13 protein-coding genes and 1 pseudogene are annotated in these 16079 nt (G+C 41.5%); 12 read left to right on the top strand and 2 right to left on the bottom strand.

The annotated features are described in order from the left end of the window. Nucleotides 1–116 precede the first annotated feature (116 nt). From H6G18_RS01465 to H6G18_RS01410, 12 genes are all read left to right on the top strand, one after another. A complete protein-coding gene (locus H6G18_RS01465) occupies nt 117–1874 on the top strand; it encodes an NAD(P)/FAD-dependent oxidoreductase (protein WP_190405304.1) in 1758 nt (585 codons plus the stop codon). 196 nt (nt 1875–2070) lie between these two features. After that, nucleotides 2071–2319, top strand: coding sequence for a hypothetical protein (locus H6G18_RS01460; protein WP_190405472.1), 249 nt, complete (start codon nt 2071–2073; stop codon nt 2317–2319). Nucleotides 2320–2341: 22 nt separating this feature from the next. Then, nucleotides 2342–3766, top strand: a complete 1425-nt coding sequence (locus H6G18_RS01455) for a carotenoid oxygenase family protein (protein WP_190405303.1) — start codon at nt 2342–2344, stop codon at nt 3764–3766. 144 nt (nt 3767–3910) lie between these two features. Next, nucleotides 3911–5497 (top strand): GMC oxidoreductase, encoded by a 1587-nt coding sequence (locus tag H6G18_RS01450; RefSeq protein WP_190405302.1) that lies wholly within the window; start codon nt 3911–3913, stop codon nt 5495–5497. Between the two features lie 145 nt (nt 5498–5642). Next, nucleotides 5643–6440 carry a nitrate ABC transporter permease gene (gene ntrB / locus H6G18_RS01445; protein WP_190405301.1) on the top strand — a complete coding sequence of 266 codons (798 nt, stop codon included), beginning with the start codon at nt 5643–5645 and terminating at the stop codon, nt 6438–6440. A 50-nt stretch (nt 6441–6490) separates the two neighbouring features. Further along, a complete protein-coding gene (locus tag H6G18_RS01440) occupies nt 6491–7303 on the top strand; it encodes an ABC transporter ATP-binding protein (RefSeq protein WP_190405300.1) in 813 nt (270 codons plus the stop codon). A 57-nt stretch (nt 7304–7360) separates the two neighbouring features. Continuing rightward, a complete protein-coding gene (locus H6G18_RS01435) occupies nt 7361–8671 on the top strand; it encodes a CmpA/NrtA family ABC transporter substrate-binding protein (protein ID WP_190405299.1) in 1311 nt (436 codons plus the stop codon). Between the two features lie 98 nt (nt 8672–8769). Beyond that, nucleotides 8770–10086 carry an ABC exporter membrane fusion protein gene (locus tag H6G18_RS01430; RefSeq protein WP_190405298.1) on the top strand — a complete coding sequence of 439 codons (1317 nt, stop codon included), beginning with the start codon at nt 8770–8772 and terminating at the stop codon, nt 10084–10086. A 23-nt stretch (nt 10087–10109) separates the two neighbouring features. Beyond that, nucleotides 10110–11279 (top strand): ABC transporter permease DevC, encoded by a 1170-nt coding sequence (devC, locus tag H6G18_RS01425; RefSeq protein ID WP_190405297.1) that lies wholly within the window; start codon nt 10110–10112, stop codon nt 11277–11279. 13 nt (nt 11280–11292) lie between these two features. Beyond that, nucleotides 11293–11967: a DevA family ABC transporter ATP-binding protein gene (locus H6G18_RS01420; protein ID WP_190405296.1), complete on the top strand. Its 675-nt coding sequence runs from the start codon at nt 11293–11295 to the stop codon at nt 11965–11967. Between the two features lie 53 nt (nt 11968–12020). Continuing rightward, nucleotides 12021–12887 carry an SDR family NAD(P)-dependent oxidoreductase gene (locus H6G18_RS01415; protein WP_190405295.1) on the top strand — a complete coding sequence of 289 codons (867 nt, stop codon included), beginning with the start codon at nt 12021–12023 and terminating at the stop codon, nt 12885–12887. Nucleotides 12888–13154: 267 nt separating this feature from the next. Further along, nucleotides 13155–14321, top strand: a complete 1167-nt coding sequence (locus H6G18_RS01410) for an alpha/beta fold hydrolase (protein ID WP_190405294.1) — start codon at nt 13155–13157, stop codon at nt 14319–14321. A gap of 420 nt (nt 14322–14741) precedes the next feature. Here the strand turns inward: H6G18_RS01410 and H6G18_RS01405 are convergent, their stop codons facing one another. Beyond that, nucleotides 14742–15638 carry a DMT family transporter gene (locus tag H6G18_RS01405; RefSeq protein WP_449224085.1) on the bottom strand — a complete coding sequence of 299 codons (897 nt, stop codon included), beginning with the start codon at nt 15636–15638 and terminating at the stop codon, nt 14742–14744. Between the two features lie 121 nt (nt 15639–15759). Beyond that, nucleotides 15760–15954, bottom strand: a pseudogene (locus H6G18_RS01400) (glutathione S-transferase family protein); the annotation flags it as partial. Between the last annotated feature and the right edge of the window lie 125 nt (nt 15955–16079).

The following is a 16079-nucleotide window of genomic DNA, read 5'->3' as shown; positions in this document are numbered from 1 at the left end:
CTATACTCAGAAATTATTCATACTGACGCACCCTACCCAACCATCAATTGCGGATAATTTATTTTCTGGTTTTCCCCAATCAACAAAATTTGCACAACAAAAAGGAGAAGTAGTTAATGAATCCTACTCAAGAGCTAGTTTATGATGTCGTGATTATGGGAGCAGGTTTTGCAGGTAACTGCCAAGCGCGACATCTATTATTAAAAAATCCCAATATCAAGATAGCAATTGTAGATCCTCGTTCACCAGAAAGGACTGCAAAAGATTTAAAAGTGGGTGAATCAACAGTAGAAATTGGTGCAACCTTCTTAAGTAAAGAATTGGGTTTGCATGAATATTTAATTGAAAACCACTCTCCCAAACATGGATTAAATTTTCACTGGGCAAAAAATCCTGATCAAACTGATTCTATAGATGATTATTATCATGTAGGAAATCGCACAGTTCCTATTGATACATTTCAACTCAATCGAGCTAAATTAGAGCAAGATTTGTTGCAAATGAATCGAGACATGGGTGCAATTTTCTACAATGGTCGAGTTGTAGATGTGGAATTAACACCCAAAGATGAACTACATACAGTTCAGGTAAAACTTGAAGAAAATCAAATTGACCTTAAAGCCAAGCACCTGATTGATGCTGCTGGTCGTCGTTTTATCATTGGTAAAAAAACCGATAATTTAATCTTCGACCCCGAACAGCTTTATGGAATCAATACCGGTTCTGCGTGGTTGCGAGTAAAGAATATAGACCGCAGCATTATTGACAATGGCTATCATCCAAACAGTTCTGTGGCTAGTCGTTTTTATGCTACTCACCACTGGTTTGGTCATGGTCATTGGATTTGGATGATTCCTATTGATAAACAAGAAAAAGAGTTATCGATTGGTATTGTTTATCATAAAAATATCATTCCTAGCCAAGAGATTAATACTTTAGAGAAGTTCACTAATTTCTTAAAAGCTAATCACGCTGTTGTTTCTAATCTGATTGAAAGTGGTGAATTAGTTGATTTCAATCACTTACCAAGATTGGCACACAACAGTAAGAAAATTATCTCGGAAGATAACTGGTATGTGTTAGGTGATGCGGCGCAGATGTTTGATCCGTTTTATTCTCCTGGCTTAACCCTAACAGCTCTAGCAATTGAAAGCACCACCGATATCATTTGTAGTCAACTGGCTGGAGAAGCTGATATTGAGCAGAAGCAGGAATTTTACAATAATTTCTTGCTGATCAATTCTCGCACATATAACCAAATTTATCAGAAACATGATAAACACTTAGGTGATGCCAGTGTGATGAGTTGGCGAATTTACATGGAAAATATGTTCTGGTTTGGCATATTAGTTCCCATGTATATAGGTAAGTGGTTTTTGGATTTTGATTTTATTTCCCAGTACCAAAAAATTGCTAATTTTATCTTCTTTGGGAAAAATAGCATTTTTACTGAACTGTATGAAATATTTGACAAATTGGTTGAGAGAAAAATAAATATTGGCGTTGTAGATTATACGCGAGCCGATCAATTTTTCTGGAATTACTCTCCTACCAAAATGTTTGATAAATTCCTAGAGAATACTAAATTTGAGGCTTTGCGTTGCAACGTGTTTGCTGGGATGAAAGCAACCTTCTTTTTCCTCATCTTTTATTATTTAAAACTACGCTTCAAAGGATTTGGAATTTTAGGTGTTTTATCTCCACGTTGTATATTCCGGGTATTGCAATTGTTCGGATTGTATATATACGTTGCTATGGGCGAACAAATTTATTTGTTTAAAACCCGTAATCTTCCAGATAATAGCTTGATTAATCAAATGAGGGAAGAATTTAAAAATTATCAATATCAGCCTGAACTACAACCTTGGTTTTAAGGTTTAAAGGGGAGAGAGGGAAATTCAATTTCCCTTCTTGCTCCTGGTTGAAACCTGAATCAGTCTCAAATACCTCTTTTATAGATAGACTAGCGATCGCTAGTCCAGAAACCCTTGATTAAAGCTCTAAATATTTTGTTAACTTTCAAACAACCAAAAGCCAATTATAAATATTTACATCGACCTACATAAACTAATGTCAACCCGTCTATCTAGTTTGCCTGATCCGCAACATATCAGCGACACTCAGACAATACCAATCTCTAAACCATACTGGAAAGATTCAGAAAAACCACCATACCAAGCCGATCAGCAAGTTAAGTTTCTACATCTAGCAGCAGAAGTTGAATCGCTGTGGCAGCAAGTACAAAGTATCGAACAACAACGCTTGGATGCTGCAAACATACAGTACCGCGAACCACAATTACAACTGATTACAGATTGATTATTGGAATTAAAAGCTGATCATGCAAACTATTAGTCAGCCAACGACTCAAAAAGCCTGGGCTAATTCGCTCAAACCCGCTACAGAATTTCCGCCTACTAAATTACCAGTTCTTTCTGGTCAGATCCCAACTGGTCTACGTGGTACACTCTATCGCAATGGCCCAGCACGGTTAGAACGTGATGGTGTCAAGATGGGACACTGGTTTGATGGTGATGGTGCGGTTCTTGCCGTACATTTCAATGATACTGGTGCGACTGGTGTTTATCGCTATGTGCAGACTCATGGCTATCAGCAAGAAGCGGCGGCAAATCGACTGCTTCACAGCACCTATGGTATGACTGCACCGGGGCCATTCTGGAAGCGATGGTTTAAAACCATGAAGAATCCAGCGAATATTTCTGTGTTGGCATTACCGGATAGAGTCTTAGCTTTATGGGAAGGTAACAATCCCTATGCCTTAGATCCAGAAACCCTACAAACCAAGGGAATGGATGATTTGGGAGGATTGCATCACGGATTACCCTATTCGGCTCATCCCAAGTGTGACATCAAAACAGGGGAGATTTTTAATTTTGGCATCAGTCCTGGGCCGAATGCAACTCTGCATCTCTACAAAAGCGATCGCACTGGTAAGATTCGGCAAAAAGCCTCAATCAAGTTAAAGGGTTCTCCAGTGGTGCATGACTTTGCTCTCGCTGGACAATATTTAGTATTTTTTATTGCACCGGTGCGGCTGAATTTACTGCCAATGTTGCTAGGCTTAAGCAGCTACAGTGATGCACTCGAATGGCAACCAAATCTAGGGACTGAGATTCTCGTATTTGACCGGGAAACACTGTCGGTTGTCGGTCGGGGTGAAACAGAACCTTGGTATCAATGGCACTTCGGCAATAGCTATGTGGATGCTAGTGGTGCGTTAATTATAGATGTGGTTCGCTATGCAGACTTCCAGACTAATCAATATCTCAAGGAAGTGGTAACTGGTCAAACCCACACCCATGCTCACAGTACATTGTGGCAAGTGCAACTCAAGCCCCAAGGCAAAGTTACATCAATTCAGCAACTTTTAAACCAGCATTGTGAGTTCCCTATCGTACCACCGCAACAAGTGCAGCAAATTTCTCCGACTTATTTATTAATGGAGCGTCCAGGAATAGATATTAGTCAAGAATACTTTGGGGCGATCGCCAAATTTGACCCGCAAACTGATACACTCACAACAGCTAATCTGGGAGAAAACCGCTACCCAATCGAACCAATCTACGCACCAAATGCCCTTAATTCGCATCAGGGTTGGGTAGTAACGATTGTTTATGACGGTAATTCTCACACCAGTGAAGTTTGGATATTTGACAGCGATCGTTTAGATGAGCAACCTGTGTGCAGATTAGGATTACCTAGTGTTGTTCCTCTGGGTTTTCACGGTACTTGGAAACCAGCTTAAATCAGTGAACAGTTATCAGGCGTATAGTCTCGGAATAAAACCTAGAAATTTAACTGATAACTGATAGCTGAGTTGTTATTTTAACGCATACTTACTTGGCTTGGCTTAGTTCAGAAAAATGAAAATACTAGAGGATAGAGGGGTATGACTAGACTTTTTAAGCGTCGCCAATTCATTCAAGGTTCGATAGGAGCAGCAGCCGGCATAGGTTTATCCAATCTAAGAGCGCAGGCTCGTAAGTTAGATTATGGTGCTAATGAATACATCGAAGCCCTCGTGATTGGGAGTGGTTTTGGTGGAGGAGTAGCATCGTTGCGTTTGGGTGAGGCAGGAATTGAAACTATTGTCTTAGAACGTGGGCGACGGTGGACTATTACTGATGCTGGCAATACTTTTAGCCCCTACGACAAGATTGATGGCCGCGCCGCTTTTTTAAGTCCAACAGCCTTGTTCTTTAATGCTGGTACTCCTATCGATGTTTACGCTGGTATTCTCAGTGGGAAGTTAGGAGTAGGAAATACTATTGGTGCTTTGAACGGCGCGGGAGTTGGCGGGACTTCACTTGTATATGGTGGTATTACTTCTCAGCCGACAGAAAAACTATTTCATCAGGTTTTTCCCCGTTCAATCAAGTACTCTGAAATGAACTCTATCTATTATCCACGAGTACGTTCTATCTTGAAGGCGACTGTCATTCCTGATGATATTCTACAGAGTCCTTACTACTTATCCAGCCGCATTTTTCTAGAGCAAGCAGCCAAAGCAGGTTTAAAAGCCAGTAAGATACCTATTGCTTTTGATTGGGATATCGTTCGGCAAGAAATGTCAGGTCAAAAGAAACCTTCAATTATTTCGGGTCAATATTACTACGGTGCTGAAAGCGGCGCAAAAAATAGCGTAGACCGCAACTACCTGAAAATGGCAGAGGAAACAGGTTATGTTGAAATCCGACCTCTGCACATCGTGACTGAAATCAACGAATTTGGAAATGGACTTTACCAAGTTGTTTGTGGTCAAATTAACGAGCAAGGAGAAGTGCTGGCACAAAGGAATTTTATTTGTCGGTACTTGTTTTTAGCAGCTGGCTCAATTGGCACTACGGAGTTATTGTTGCGTGCTAGAGAAGAACGGACTTTGCGCCGCCTGAGTAATCAAATTGGATTTGGATGGGGAACTAATGCTGACTCGATTACTACGGTGATTAGTAACAGACAAACAAATCCGACCTTGGGGACTCCGGGAGTAGTAGCGATCGAGCATTTAGATAACCCCATTGCACCGGTCTTACTGGAACCATTTCCGATTCCTTCCGTGCCACAAGGTGCAGCCGTGATTCTCGGACAGGGAATCACTAAACCAGAGGGTTATTTTACTTACAAGGCTGCTACTAAGTCAACAGAGTTATTTTGGCCTGCTAACTCTCCTAATAATCAGAAATTGGCTAAGGCCATTCAGTATACATATAAACTGCTGACTGAAGCTAACGGTATAAGTTTGGCTGGGCCAACTGACTTTTCTTCCACTGGACACCCCCTGGGTGGCGCACTGATGGGGCAAGTCTGCGATACCTATGGGCAAGTTTTTGGGTATCGGAATATGTTTATTGTTGATGGTTCTATGATTCCAGCTTCTACAGCCTGTGCCAATCCTTCACTTACCATAGCAGCTTTAGCGGAACGCAGTATGGATCGCTTCCTCAATTATGTAGGTAAGCGTTCCCGTAATAGGTAAGGTAAAGAGCCAGGGGGAGCAAACCCAACAACTTAAATTGTTTTAAGTGGTCATCATGAACTGGGTAAACTAGAACGGATGAAAAAGTCTTTCCCCTGCACCCCTCCCTACACCCTAGTCCCTAAAAATCAGAGGATAACCCTGAATGTTGATCAACGCGAAACAATTCATTTCCCATAGACAATTGCAGTCAATTATGGCACCTGCTGTTGGTATTGCCGTGATGTTATGTGTGTGGTACTTGATGAGCTTAAATCCTCAATCATCGCTGCCTTCTCCATTGCAAGTGACAATTGATACGTGGGGTTTAATTATAGATCCCTTTTTTAACAAGGGAGGCAATAACAAAGGATTCTTCTGGCTGATTCTTGCTAGTCTGGAACGAGTAGTTTTCGGCTATTCCCTAGCAGCAATAGTAGGTATTACTATCGGGTTTATTATTAGTAGCAATAAATTTATCAGAGAAGCGATCGACCCCATCATTCAAATGTTGCGTCCAGTCGCGCCTCTGGCTTGGCTACCTTTAGCGCAAGCTATTTTCCTAAAACCAGATCCTTCTGCTATCTTTGTCATCTTTATTACAGCAATTTGGCCGATTATCCTAAACACTGCTTTGGGTGTACAACTGATTGCCAAAGATTACACTAATGTTTCCAAAATTTTAGGACTGACAGTTTTTGAGAACTTTCTGCAAATTCAATTACCTGCAACACTTCCCTACATTTTCACAGGATTGAGAATTGCCCTTGGTTTGTCTTGGTTAGCTGTTGTAGCGGCTGAGATGCTACTCTCTGACGATGGAATTGGCTTTTTCATTGTAGATGCTTACAACACATCCAATATTAGTGAGTTAATCTTAGCAATTATTTACTTAGGTTTAGTAGGTTTGCTTTTAGACAAGATGATGGCTTATCTATCCTTCAAATTAACGCCCCAAGAGTAAATTTTCAGGGTTTTAGTTTTTCTAAAAGTTACACGCCAATAGGAGTCTGTATGTCTAGTTTTGTGGAAATTAAAGGAGTGGCAAAGGAATTTAAATTACCTAATGGAGATAAAAACCTTGTCCTCGAAAACATAAATTTGGAAATCAGACCGGGAGATTTTGTTTCTCTGATTGGTCATTCAGGTTGTGGTAAATCTACCATACTCAACATCGTTGCTGGATTAGATCAAGCAACGCAAGGATATGTACAAGTTGATAGTCAACGGGTACTAAAACCTGGCTCAGACCGGATGATGGTATTTCAGAACTATTCTCTTTTACCCTGGTTAACTGCTTGGGATAATGTGGCCTTAGCTGTGAATAAAGTTATGCGCCACCGATCCAAGAAAGAACGCCATCAATTGATTAGCCATTACCTGGAAATGGTGGGACTCAAGGATGCGATGCACAAGAAACCTGCACAACTTTCTGGGGGGATGAAGCAACGAGTGGCTTTGGCGCGTGCATTAGCGATTAAGCCTAAGTTGCTCTTGTTAGATGAACCATTTGGAGCTTTAGACGCACTTACCCGTGCTAATTTACAAGCTGAATTAATGTGTATCTGTAGTACACACAATATTACGGCAATGATGGTGACTCATGATGTGGATGAAGCACTGTTGCTTTCCAATCGGATAGTGATGTTGAAAAACGGGCCTGGTGCAACTATTGAGCAAATTTTGGATGTGCCATTTTCCTATCCTCGCATCCCGATAGAGATTATGGATAGCACTAACTATCGTCAACTACACCATGATCTCATGCAATTTTTGCACCATCAGCAGCAAATTAGGTACATAGAGAGCCAAATTACCAAAGTTTGATAAAAACCTGTTTAGTTAGTGTTGAATAACAATACTGTTTCCTAGTCCCAAATTTTTATGAAAAAGCTTTCTAGACGCAAATTTATCATCACTACCGGTGCAGCAGCCCTGTTAACTCAAACCTTCAACCATCGCCCCACATCCAGTAATACTTTTACCAACTTAAGTTTAGGAGCGTATGCTGGTGAGAGTGACACTCCTGAAGTTACAAAAGCAACATTGGGTTTTATTCCTGTTACCAGCTGTTGTCCTTTAATTATTGCCAAAACAAAGGGTTTTTTTGCTAAGTATGGTATGCCTGATGTCCAGGTGAAGAAACAACCTTCTTGGGCTGTTCAAAGGGACAAAATGATGTTGGGATCAGAAGATGAAGGGTTGGATGGTTCTCATTTACTTTTTAATATGGCATACTTAATTGCCACAGGCGAGATTAGCTATCGGCGCAAAATTCCGATGTATATATTGGCTCGTATGAATGTGAATGGACAAGGGATTTCCATTACCAATGCTCTGAAGAATTTAAACCTTGGTTTGGATAGCTCTGCTCTTAAACGAAGATTTGAACAGAAGACTAGGTCTGGGGAAACAGTGCGATGTGCTGTTCCTTTCCCTAGATGTACAGGTGATTTTTTCATGCGTTGGTGGCTTGCTTATGGTGGTATAGATCCACAAAAAGATTTAACATTAGTGACAATGCCACCACCGCAAATGGTAGCTAATATGCGGGCAGGTAGTATGGATGCCTTCTCCTGTGTAGATCCTTGGCATCACCGACTGATAAAACAGGGGTTTGGATATTCCAGCGTCACTACTGGCGAATTGTGGAATAATCATCCCGAAAAAGCACTGGTTATGCGCGCTGACTGGGTGGATAAGCATCCCAAGGCGGCTAGAGCAATATTGGCAGCAGTGATGGAAGCGCAGATGTGGTGCGATCGCCCGGAAAATAAAGAGGAAATGTTGCAAATTTTGTCCGAGCGAGAGTGGATCGGCATCAAAATCGATTTTATGCGCGATCGCCTATTGGGTAAGTTTGATTATGGTAATGGGCGGGTAGTAGAAAACAGTCCCCATAGAATTAAATTCTGGACTGACAGTGCTTCCTATCCTTACAAAAGTCACGACTTGTGGTTTCTGACTGAAGATATGCGCTGGGGACATCGCTCACCAGACTTTGATAGCAAATCTTTAATTAATGCTGTCAATCGTGAAGATTTGTGGCGAGAAACTGCAAAATTCATCGGCCAGGAAAAAGCCATCCCTGCCAGTACATCCAGGGGTGTAGAGAAATTTTTTAATGGCTTGGAATTTGATCCCGAAAATCCCCAAGCTTATTTAAACGCGCCTAAAATCAGAAATTTGGCATAAATCTTCTGAAATACGGTACTCCAATGTGCATTTAAGGTATATAACTAGCAGTAGATCGAACACATCAGAAATTTTTCCTACTTTTACAGGATAGCTCCATGAAAATACCACTAGCTTTCAAACCAACAGGATGGGCAAAAACTGGTGTATTAATGACTGCGGCTTTGATCACGGGTGCTGTGATCACTTATCATTTACTACGTTTGCAGTCAGCAACTTCTAGTCCTCCAGTTATTTCTCAAACCGTTGACGCTACCCCTACATCTGTGGCAGCAACAGGATATCTAGAACCCCAGGGAGAAGTAATTAAAATCTCAGCTCCAGCTTTTATGGAAGGAGCAAAGGTGCAGAAACTGTTTGTCAAACAAGGAGATCAAGTCAATACGGGACAGGTATTAGCGATTTTAGACAATCACGATCGCCTACAAGCAGCTCTCCAACAAGCGCGAACACAAGTGAGAGTAGCCGAAGCTCGTCTTTTGCAAGTTAAAGCAGGAGCAAAAAGAGGAGATATTAACGCTCAAGATGCCAGATTTGGACGTACCCAAGCCGAACTCCAAGGACAAATTGCTACTCAAAGAGCCACTATTGCCAGCTTAAAAGCCAAGTTATCAGGGGAAAGCAGCGCCCAAAAAGCCACTATTGAAAGGATTAACGCCGAATTACAAATTGCTCGCCTCAATTGCGATCGCTATGAAAGTTTATATCAACAAGGAGCAGTCCCAGAGCAACAACGAGATAGTTTTTGCTTGCAACAAAACACCACCCGAGAAACTCTTAAGGAAGCACAAGCCAATCTGGAGCGCATTATCAGTACAAATGAAGAGCAGATTGCTGAAGCTCAAGCTAACTTAGAGCGCACCGTCGCCACCAATCGCCAACAAATCCAGGAAGCAAAAGCAACTTTGAACTCAGTCGCCGAAGTCCGTCCGGTAGATGTCAGATTGGCACAATCAGAACTGGAATCAGCCAAAGCATCTGTACAGCAAGCGCAAGCTCAGTTCGATATGGCCTTTGTGCGATCGCCTCGCAATAGCCGTGTTCTAAAAATACAGACTTGGCCTGGTGAACTAGTTGGTAACGATGGCATTGTAGAGTTAGGTAAAACTGACCAAATGTACGTCAAAGCAGAGGTCTATGAAACAGATATCACTAGAGTCCGTGCCGATCAAACTGCAACTATCAAAGCGCAAGGTGTAGTAGACGAATTAACCGGAACTGTCGATGAAATTGGCTGGAAGATTAGCACAAAAAACGCCTTAGGTACTGATCCTGTTGCTGATGCTGATGCCAGAGTAGTTGAAGTAAAAATTCGCCTAGATCAAGAATCTAGTGCAAAAGTTGCCAACTTAACGAATTTACAAGTGAATGTCATCATCAACACAGGTGATTCTCAGGTGAGTCAAAGAAATTAGTTAATATCAGATATGAGTTTTATATGTTCAGTAAATTACCTACAGCTTGGTTACAACTTAGATATCAAAAAGTCAGGTTGATAGTTGCACTTTCGGGAGTAATTTTCGCCGTTGTGATTATCTTCATGCAGCTTGGCATCCGTGATGCTCTATTTGATAGTGCCGTTCGTCTGCATAAGGGATTAGAGGGAGATTATTTTTTAATTAGTCCCCGTTCTACCTCTTTAATTGCTATGGAAACATTTCCAGAAAGACGTTTAAATCAAGTCCTGGGGTTTTCCGAAGTTGATTTTGTCACTCCCGTATATTTAGATTTTGCTCAATGGAAAAACCCTGAAACTAGAAATTATTGGCGTAACCTATTTGTAATTGGTTTTGATTTACGTTATCGCATATTTAATTTGCCAGGAGTTAATGATTATATTGAAGCTTTAAAAATATCTGACACAGTTTTATTTGACAGCAGTTCTCGCTCTGAGTTTGGCCCGATTGTTGCCAATTTTGAACAGCAAAAGCCTGTGTCTACAGAAGTAGGTAGCGGGGGTAATAATCGCAGAATTGATGTAGTCGGTTTATTCCAGATGGGAACATCTTTCGGCTCTGATGGTAATTTAATGGTGAGTCATGTCAATTTCCTCAGGATTTTTGGTAATCGTCGCAAAGGTTTTATTGATGTTGGCTTAATTAAATTAAAATCAGGAACGGATACTCAAAAATTTGTCAATCAAGTTAAAAATTATTTACCTCCAGATGTAAAAATTCTTTCCAAAGAAGAGTTTATCCAATTTGAGAAAAACTATTGGCAAAGTAGTACAGCTATTGGTTTTATCTTTAATTTGGGTGTAGGTTTAGGCTTAATCGTTGGCATGGTGGTTGTTTATCAAATTCTCTATACAAATGTTTCTGAGCATTTACCTGAATATGCCACACTCAAGGCTATGGGATATCGACACAAATATTTACTATCGATGGTTTTACAACAAGCTTTATTTATTAGTATTTTAGGTTATGTTCCGGGATTGTTAATTTCTATTATTCAGTATGAAGTCACCAAAAAAGCCACACTGCTACCTGTAGAAATGACATTCAATCGAGCTATGTTTGTGATTATTGCCACGATTGTGATGTGTTTCATTTCCGGTGCAACTGCGGTAGGCAAACTTAAATCGGCAGATCCGGCTGATATTTTTTAATGGGTAGATATTTATGGAATCTGTAATTTCTATTCGTAATCTCAATCATTATTTTGGTAATGGTAATCTAAAAAAGCAAGTTTTATTTGATATTAACTTAGATATAAATCCTGGAGAAATTGTAATTATGACAGGGCCTTCAGGCTCAGGAAAAACCACTTTATTATCGTTAATTGGAGCTTTAAGGTCGGTTCAAGAAGGCAGTCTCAACATTCTTAACAGAGAAATGAATCGTGCAAATGAGGAGCAAATGGTGCAAACTCGACGGTTTATTGGCTACATTTTCCAAGCTCATAACTTATTGCCATTTATGACAGCAAGACAAAATGTACAGATGTCGATTGAACTACATGAAGATATTAATCCCGAAGCAGCCAGAATCAAATCTGAAGCCATACTGGCAGAGGTAGGACTGGAAGAAAGAATCAATTATTACCCCGAAAGTCTCTCTGGTGGACAAAAACAACGGGTCGCGATCGCTCGTGCTTTAGTGAGTCATCCTAAACTAGTGTTGGCTGACGAACCCACAGCTGCATTAGACAAAAAAACTGGTAGAGATGTTGTCAACCTCATGCAGCGTCTAGCCAAAGAACAAGGATGTACCATCTTGTTGGTAACTCACGATAATCGGATTTTAGACATTGCAGACCGCATTGTGGAGATGGAAGATGGTCACTTAGTATCATAAATCGACTAATATTTAGCCACCATCCTGAAAATAAGCGAAAAATGGAGTAAAAAATGCTCAATATCAATTCAGTCCCTAGACGGCAAGCCGGAGGTAGTTGGCAAAAACGGATCTACTCCCGTTATGGCCCTTGGGCAGTAGTGACTGGTGCATCATCAGGTATAGGTCGTGAGATAGCATTCCAACTCGCTGAAGCAGGGTTAAATCTTGTTTTGTGTGCGCGTAGCCAAGAAATATTGCAACAAATAGCCACTGAATTAACTAATCGATATGGTACTGAAGTCCGGGTTGTCAGACTCGATTTAGCTGTAGACACAGGAGTTGAAACCCTAGACAAAGCTACCCAAGATTTGGATGTTGGGTTGCTCATTGCATCTGCTGGTTTTGGGACTTCAGGATCGTTTCTCGATTCCCAACTAGAACAAGAGATAGAAATGATCAACGTCAACTGCCGTGGCATTTTGGGAGTGAGCTGGTACTTTGGGCGACGATTCGCCAAGCGCGGTCGTGGTGGTATGGTGCTGATGAGTTCCATCGTCGGATTCCAAGGTATGCCCTTCGCTGCTCACTATGCCGCAACTAAAGCATACGTGCAGACCCTAGCTGAAGCACTGTATGTTGAACTTGCACCTCTGGGAGTTGATGTCCTGGCCTCAGCCCCAGCCCCAACAAATAGCGGCTTTGCCAACCGTGCTGGTATGCAGATGGGCATGGCAATGAAGCCTGGGGATGTGGCTCAACCTACTTTAAGTGCCTTAGGTCGCAAGTCCACAGTACTGCCAGGTCCACTGTCAAAACTGCTGGTATACTCTCTTTCCACCTTGCCACGATGGGCGCGAGTCCGGATTATGGGTGGGGTGATGGAAGGGATGACTAAGCATCAACGAAGGGAAAACAATCTGGGACTGGGCAAAAGTTGAATCTATTTAATGATTGGGAGTGTTCGTAGTAAGGACTTTAGTCCTTAGAAAAACCAGGACTAAAGTCCTTACTACAAACTTGATTATCTACTAGCTAAAAAATGTTGTTAGTACCACGGGGTATAAATCTGAATGCAGAGATGTGGTACTGCAATTTGTATACAAGGTTTTTTGAACAACACAACATCCTTACAACATCCCTTTTCATAGATGGATGGCTGATGCTTTGTCTGTGGGTTTTAACCATAACATTTGGAGAGATAGGTAATGAAACGCAGAAATATTCTCATGGGTGCTAGTGCATTTGCAACGATGGGAGCAACTTTTCTACTAGATTCGCAACTAAAAGCCCAGGAAAAAATAGAACCGCAAAATCAGTATTTTGGTCAGATCAAGCAGCACATTAGGACAGGGTATGTCCGCACAGCGCGCCACCAGAGTTATTATCTGGAAGCCGGGCCAACAACAAGCAGATCGGCGATCGTTTTTGTTCATGGCTGGCCTGAGATTTCCTGGGCTTGGCGGAATCAGCTGGCAGCATTCTCGTCACTTGGTTTTCGTGTGATTGCACCAGACTTGCGGGGGTGCGGTCGGTCAAACCTCTACAGTAGCAATTCCGCTTATGCTCAACGCGAGATAGTTCAAGATATGCTCGAATTGGTTGATAACCTGGGCATTGATCAAGCTATCTGGGTTGGGCATGATTGGGGCGCACCTGTAGTTTGGAATATTGCTAGTCATCATCCTAACCGTTGTCATGGGGTTGTTGCTTTGACTGTTCCGTATGACACCCTTGAACGTGGTGTGGAAAGATTAAGAGAGTTTATTGACCGCAGAGTTTACCCTGAAATTCAGTTCCCCTATGGACAATATGAATACTACAAGTTTTATCAAGAGAATTTTGATATTGCAACGCGAGATTTTGAAGCTAATCTCGATAATACCTTCAAAGTTTTATTGCGTCGGGGCGATCCAACACAAGCTGGTCAGCCTTTTCCAACATCCTTCGTTCGACTACAAGGTAGTTGGTTCGGCCCTACTGGTGTAGCACCAGATGTACCTCTAGACACTGCTATTCTCAGTCCATCTGATCTGGCTATCTATGTTGACGCATATAAACGCACTGGTTTTTTTGGTGTAAATTCTCTGTACGTGAACGACGCAGACAATGTGGTGTATGCTAATGAAGCTCTGGACAATGGCGTACTCAAAATGCCGGCTCTTTTCCTTTCCGGTACTTACGACTATATCAACGATACGGTAAGAACCAATCTGATGAACCCGATGAAGAAAAAATGTCTGCGTCTGATAATTAGTCAGATCGATTCGGGTCATTGGATGCAGCAAGAACGTGCTGATGATGTGAATAAGCTTTTGTTCAGATGGATAGCCGTCAACTTTTCCTCAATATTTCGTAGGAGAAACGCATTTTAATTTCCGGCGTTGTTGATTGCGGTATTAATTAGGAAAACGGAGGAATAGAATGATACTTCAAGTAATGAAGTAATCATCTAATAGAGTATTTCATAACCAATGTTTCTTCATCAATTGTCACACCGCATTTGTCTAAATCCCACTAGTACCCTGACGGAGACGCTGGGCTTAGCTTGTTTCCCCGTAGGGGTACAAATCGGGAAACCCGCCTACGGAAGTGTCTTTCTCTGCATGAAATCAAAAATTAAATACTTACGTTTAATGTGAATTAGTCTTGAAACCCTTGTAATTCTGTACGTATTCACAAAACTGTGATTTTGAGTGAGTCTTGAAACTCTTGTGGGATAAGAGGCGTTGCTAATTCACATCAGGCGTTACTTTACAAATTAATCACTCATTAACACCTATTGTTGAGCAATTTTATGAGCTACGTCTACGTACAAAGCTTTCTCCACTCAACAGTGCAATTCCTAATGTGACAATACAAATCCCCAAGCTTTGAATCAGGTTTAAAGTTTCGCTAATTGTTGTCCATGCGACTAATGTTGTTAATGCTGGACTGCTTGCGCCGATGATAGAAGCCTTAGTTGCACCAATCATGCGAATTCCCACATTATTGAAAGTGTGTCCCATGAAACTAACTAAACCTGAAAAAATACTGCCAATCCACAGGGGTGTCCAATCAAGTTGGGTGCTGGTACGTGGCCAGAACAGTAAGCTTACACCAGAGAGCAGTAGGGTGCAGGTAAAACTAATCCAAGTGAAGGGAACTGGATGGAATTTTTCCAAACATTTTTGGGCTAGGACTTTATAAAAAGCATAAACAACCCCAGAACCAACGCTGGCGAAAATGCCAGTAGTGATGGTGTCACTGCCGTAAGCAGCAGAAGATTGAGGAATTGTGAGGACGCCACCCCCTAGAATAATCATCATTACTAGCCAACGGAAGAGTGTAGGACGTTCGCCAAAAAACCTCCAAGCAAGCAGCGCCGTAAACACGGGATAAGTAAAAAATATGGTCATGGCAATTCCAGTAGGAATTAACCCAATAGCAACGTAGAGTAACGCAATATACACAAACATCAATACTCCACAGCCCAATGCTTGGAGCAAAACATCAGTGCTTTCGCGCCTGAACAAGTCTCGGAATTCTTTTCCAGCAGATGGATATAGCTTAAATGCTAGAGATGCCATAAGTGGAACCACCAGTAGCATTCGCATGAACATCAGCAATAATGAGTTCTGCAAATCCGGTTTAACGTATCCACCAAGTAAAAAGAAACCTAGTACGAGATGTTCTGAAAACAAAACTCGCACGGTAACGTTGTGGAACGATAAAACAAAAGCAGATAGAAGAACTGTCAGAATGCCCAACTTGCTAAAAGGTTTTTAAAGGATAACCCGATTGTATTGCTAAAACCACTGTTTTTTCTGCGGTAGATTCATAGATGATGACATCCCCATGCTTGATAGCTGGAACTTTGCCATAGCGCGAAATCTGCGTATATCCATCTAGTTTGTTCTGTAAGTCAATTTCTATTGGGGTGAAGTCAATGCCTTTTTCCAATAAGACTACACGAGTACCTTGAGAGAAGGTAGAGGCTTTAGCGAAGTACAGTTGTATGTTCCTCATGAAATCCTTTCCTTGTAACAATACCTTAGCCAAAATAAGAGGATGAAGAGAGAGGGCCGATGTAGTAGAGTTATTGTCTCTCACAACGACAACTCAAAAACCACAATCAGCCCATGCCCGATATC

Source organism: Anabaena subtropica FACHB-260 (assembly GCF_014697105.1).
GTDB classification, from domain to species: Bacteria; Cyanobacteriota; Cyanobacteriia; order Cyanobacteriales; family Nostocaceae; genus Trichormus; species Trichormus subtropicus.
This window is presented reverse-complemented; position numbering and strand designations above follow the sequence as displayed.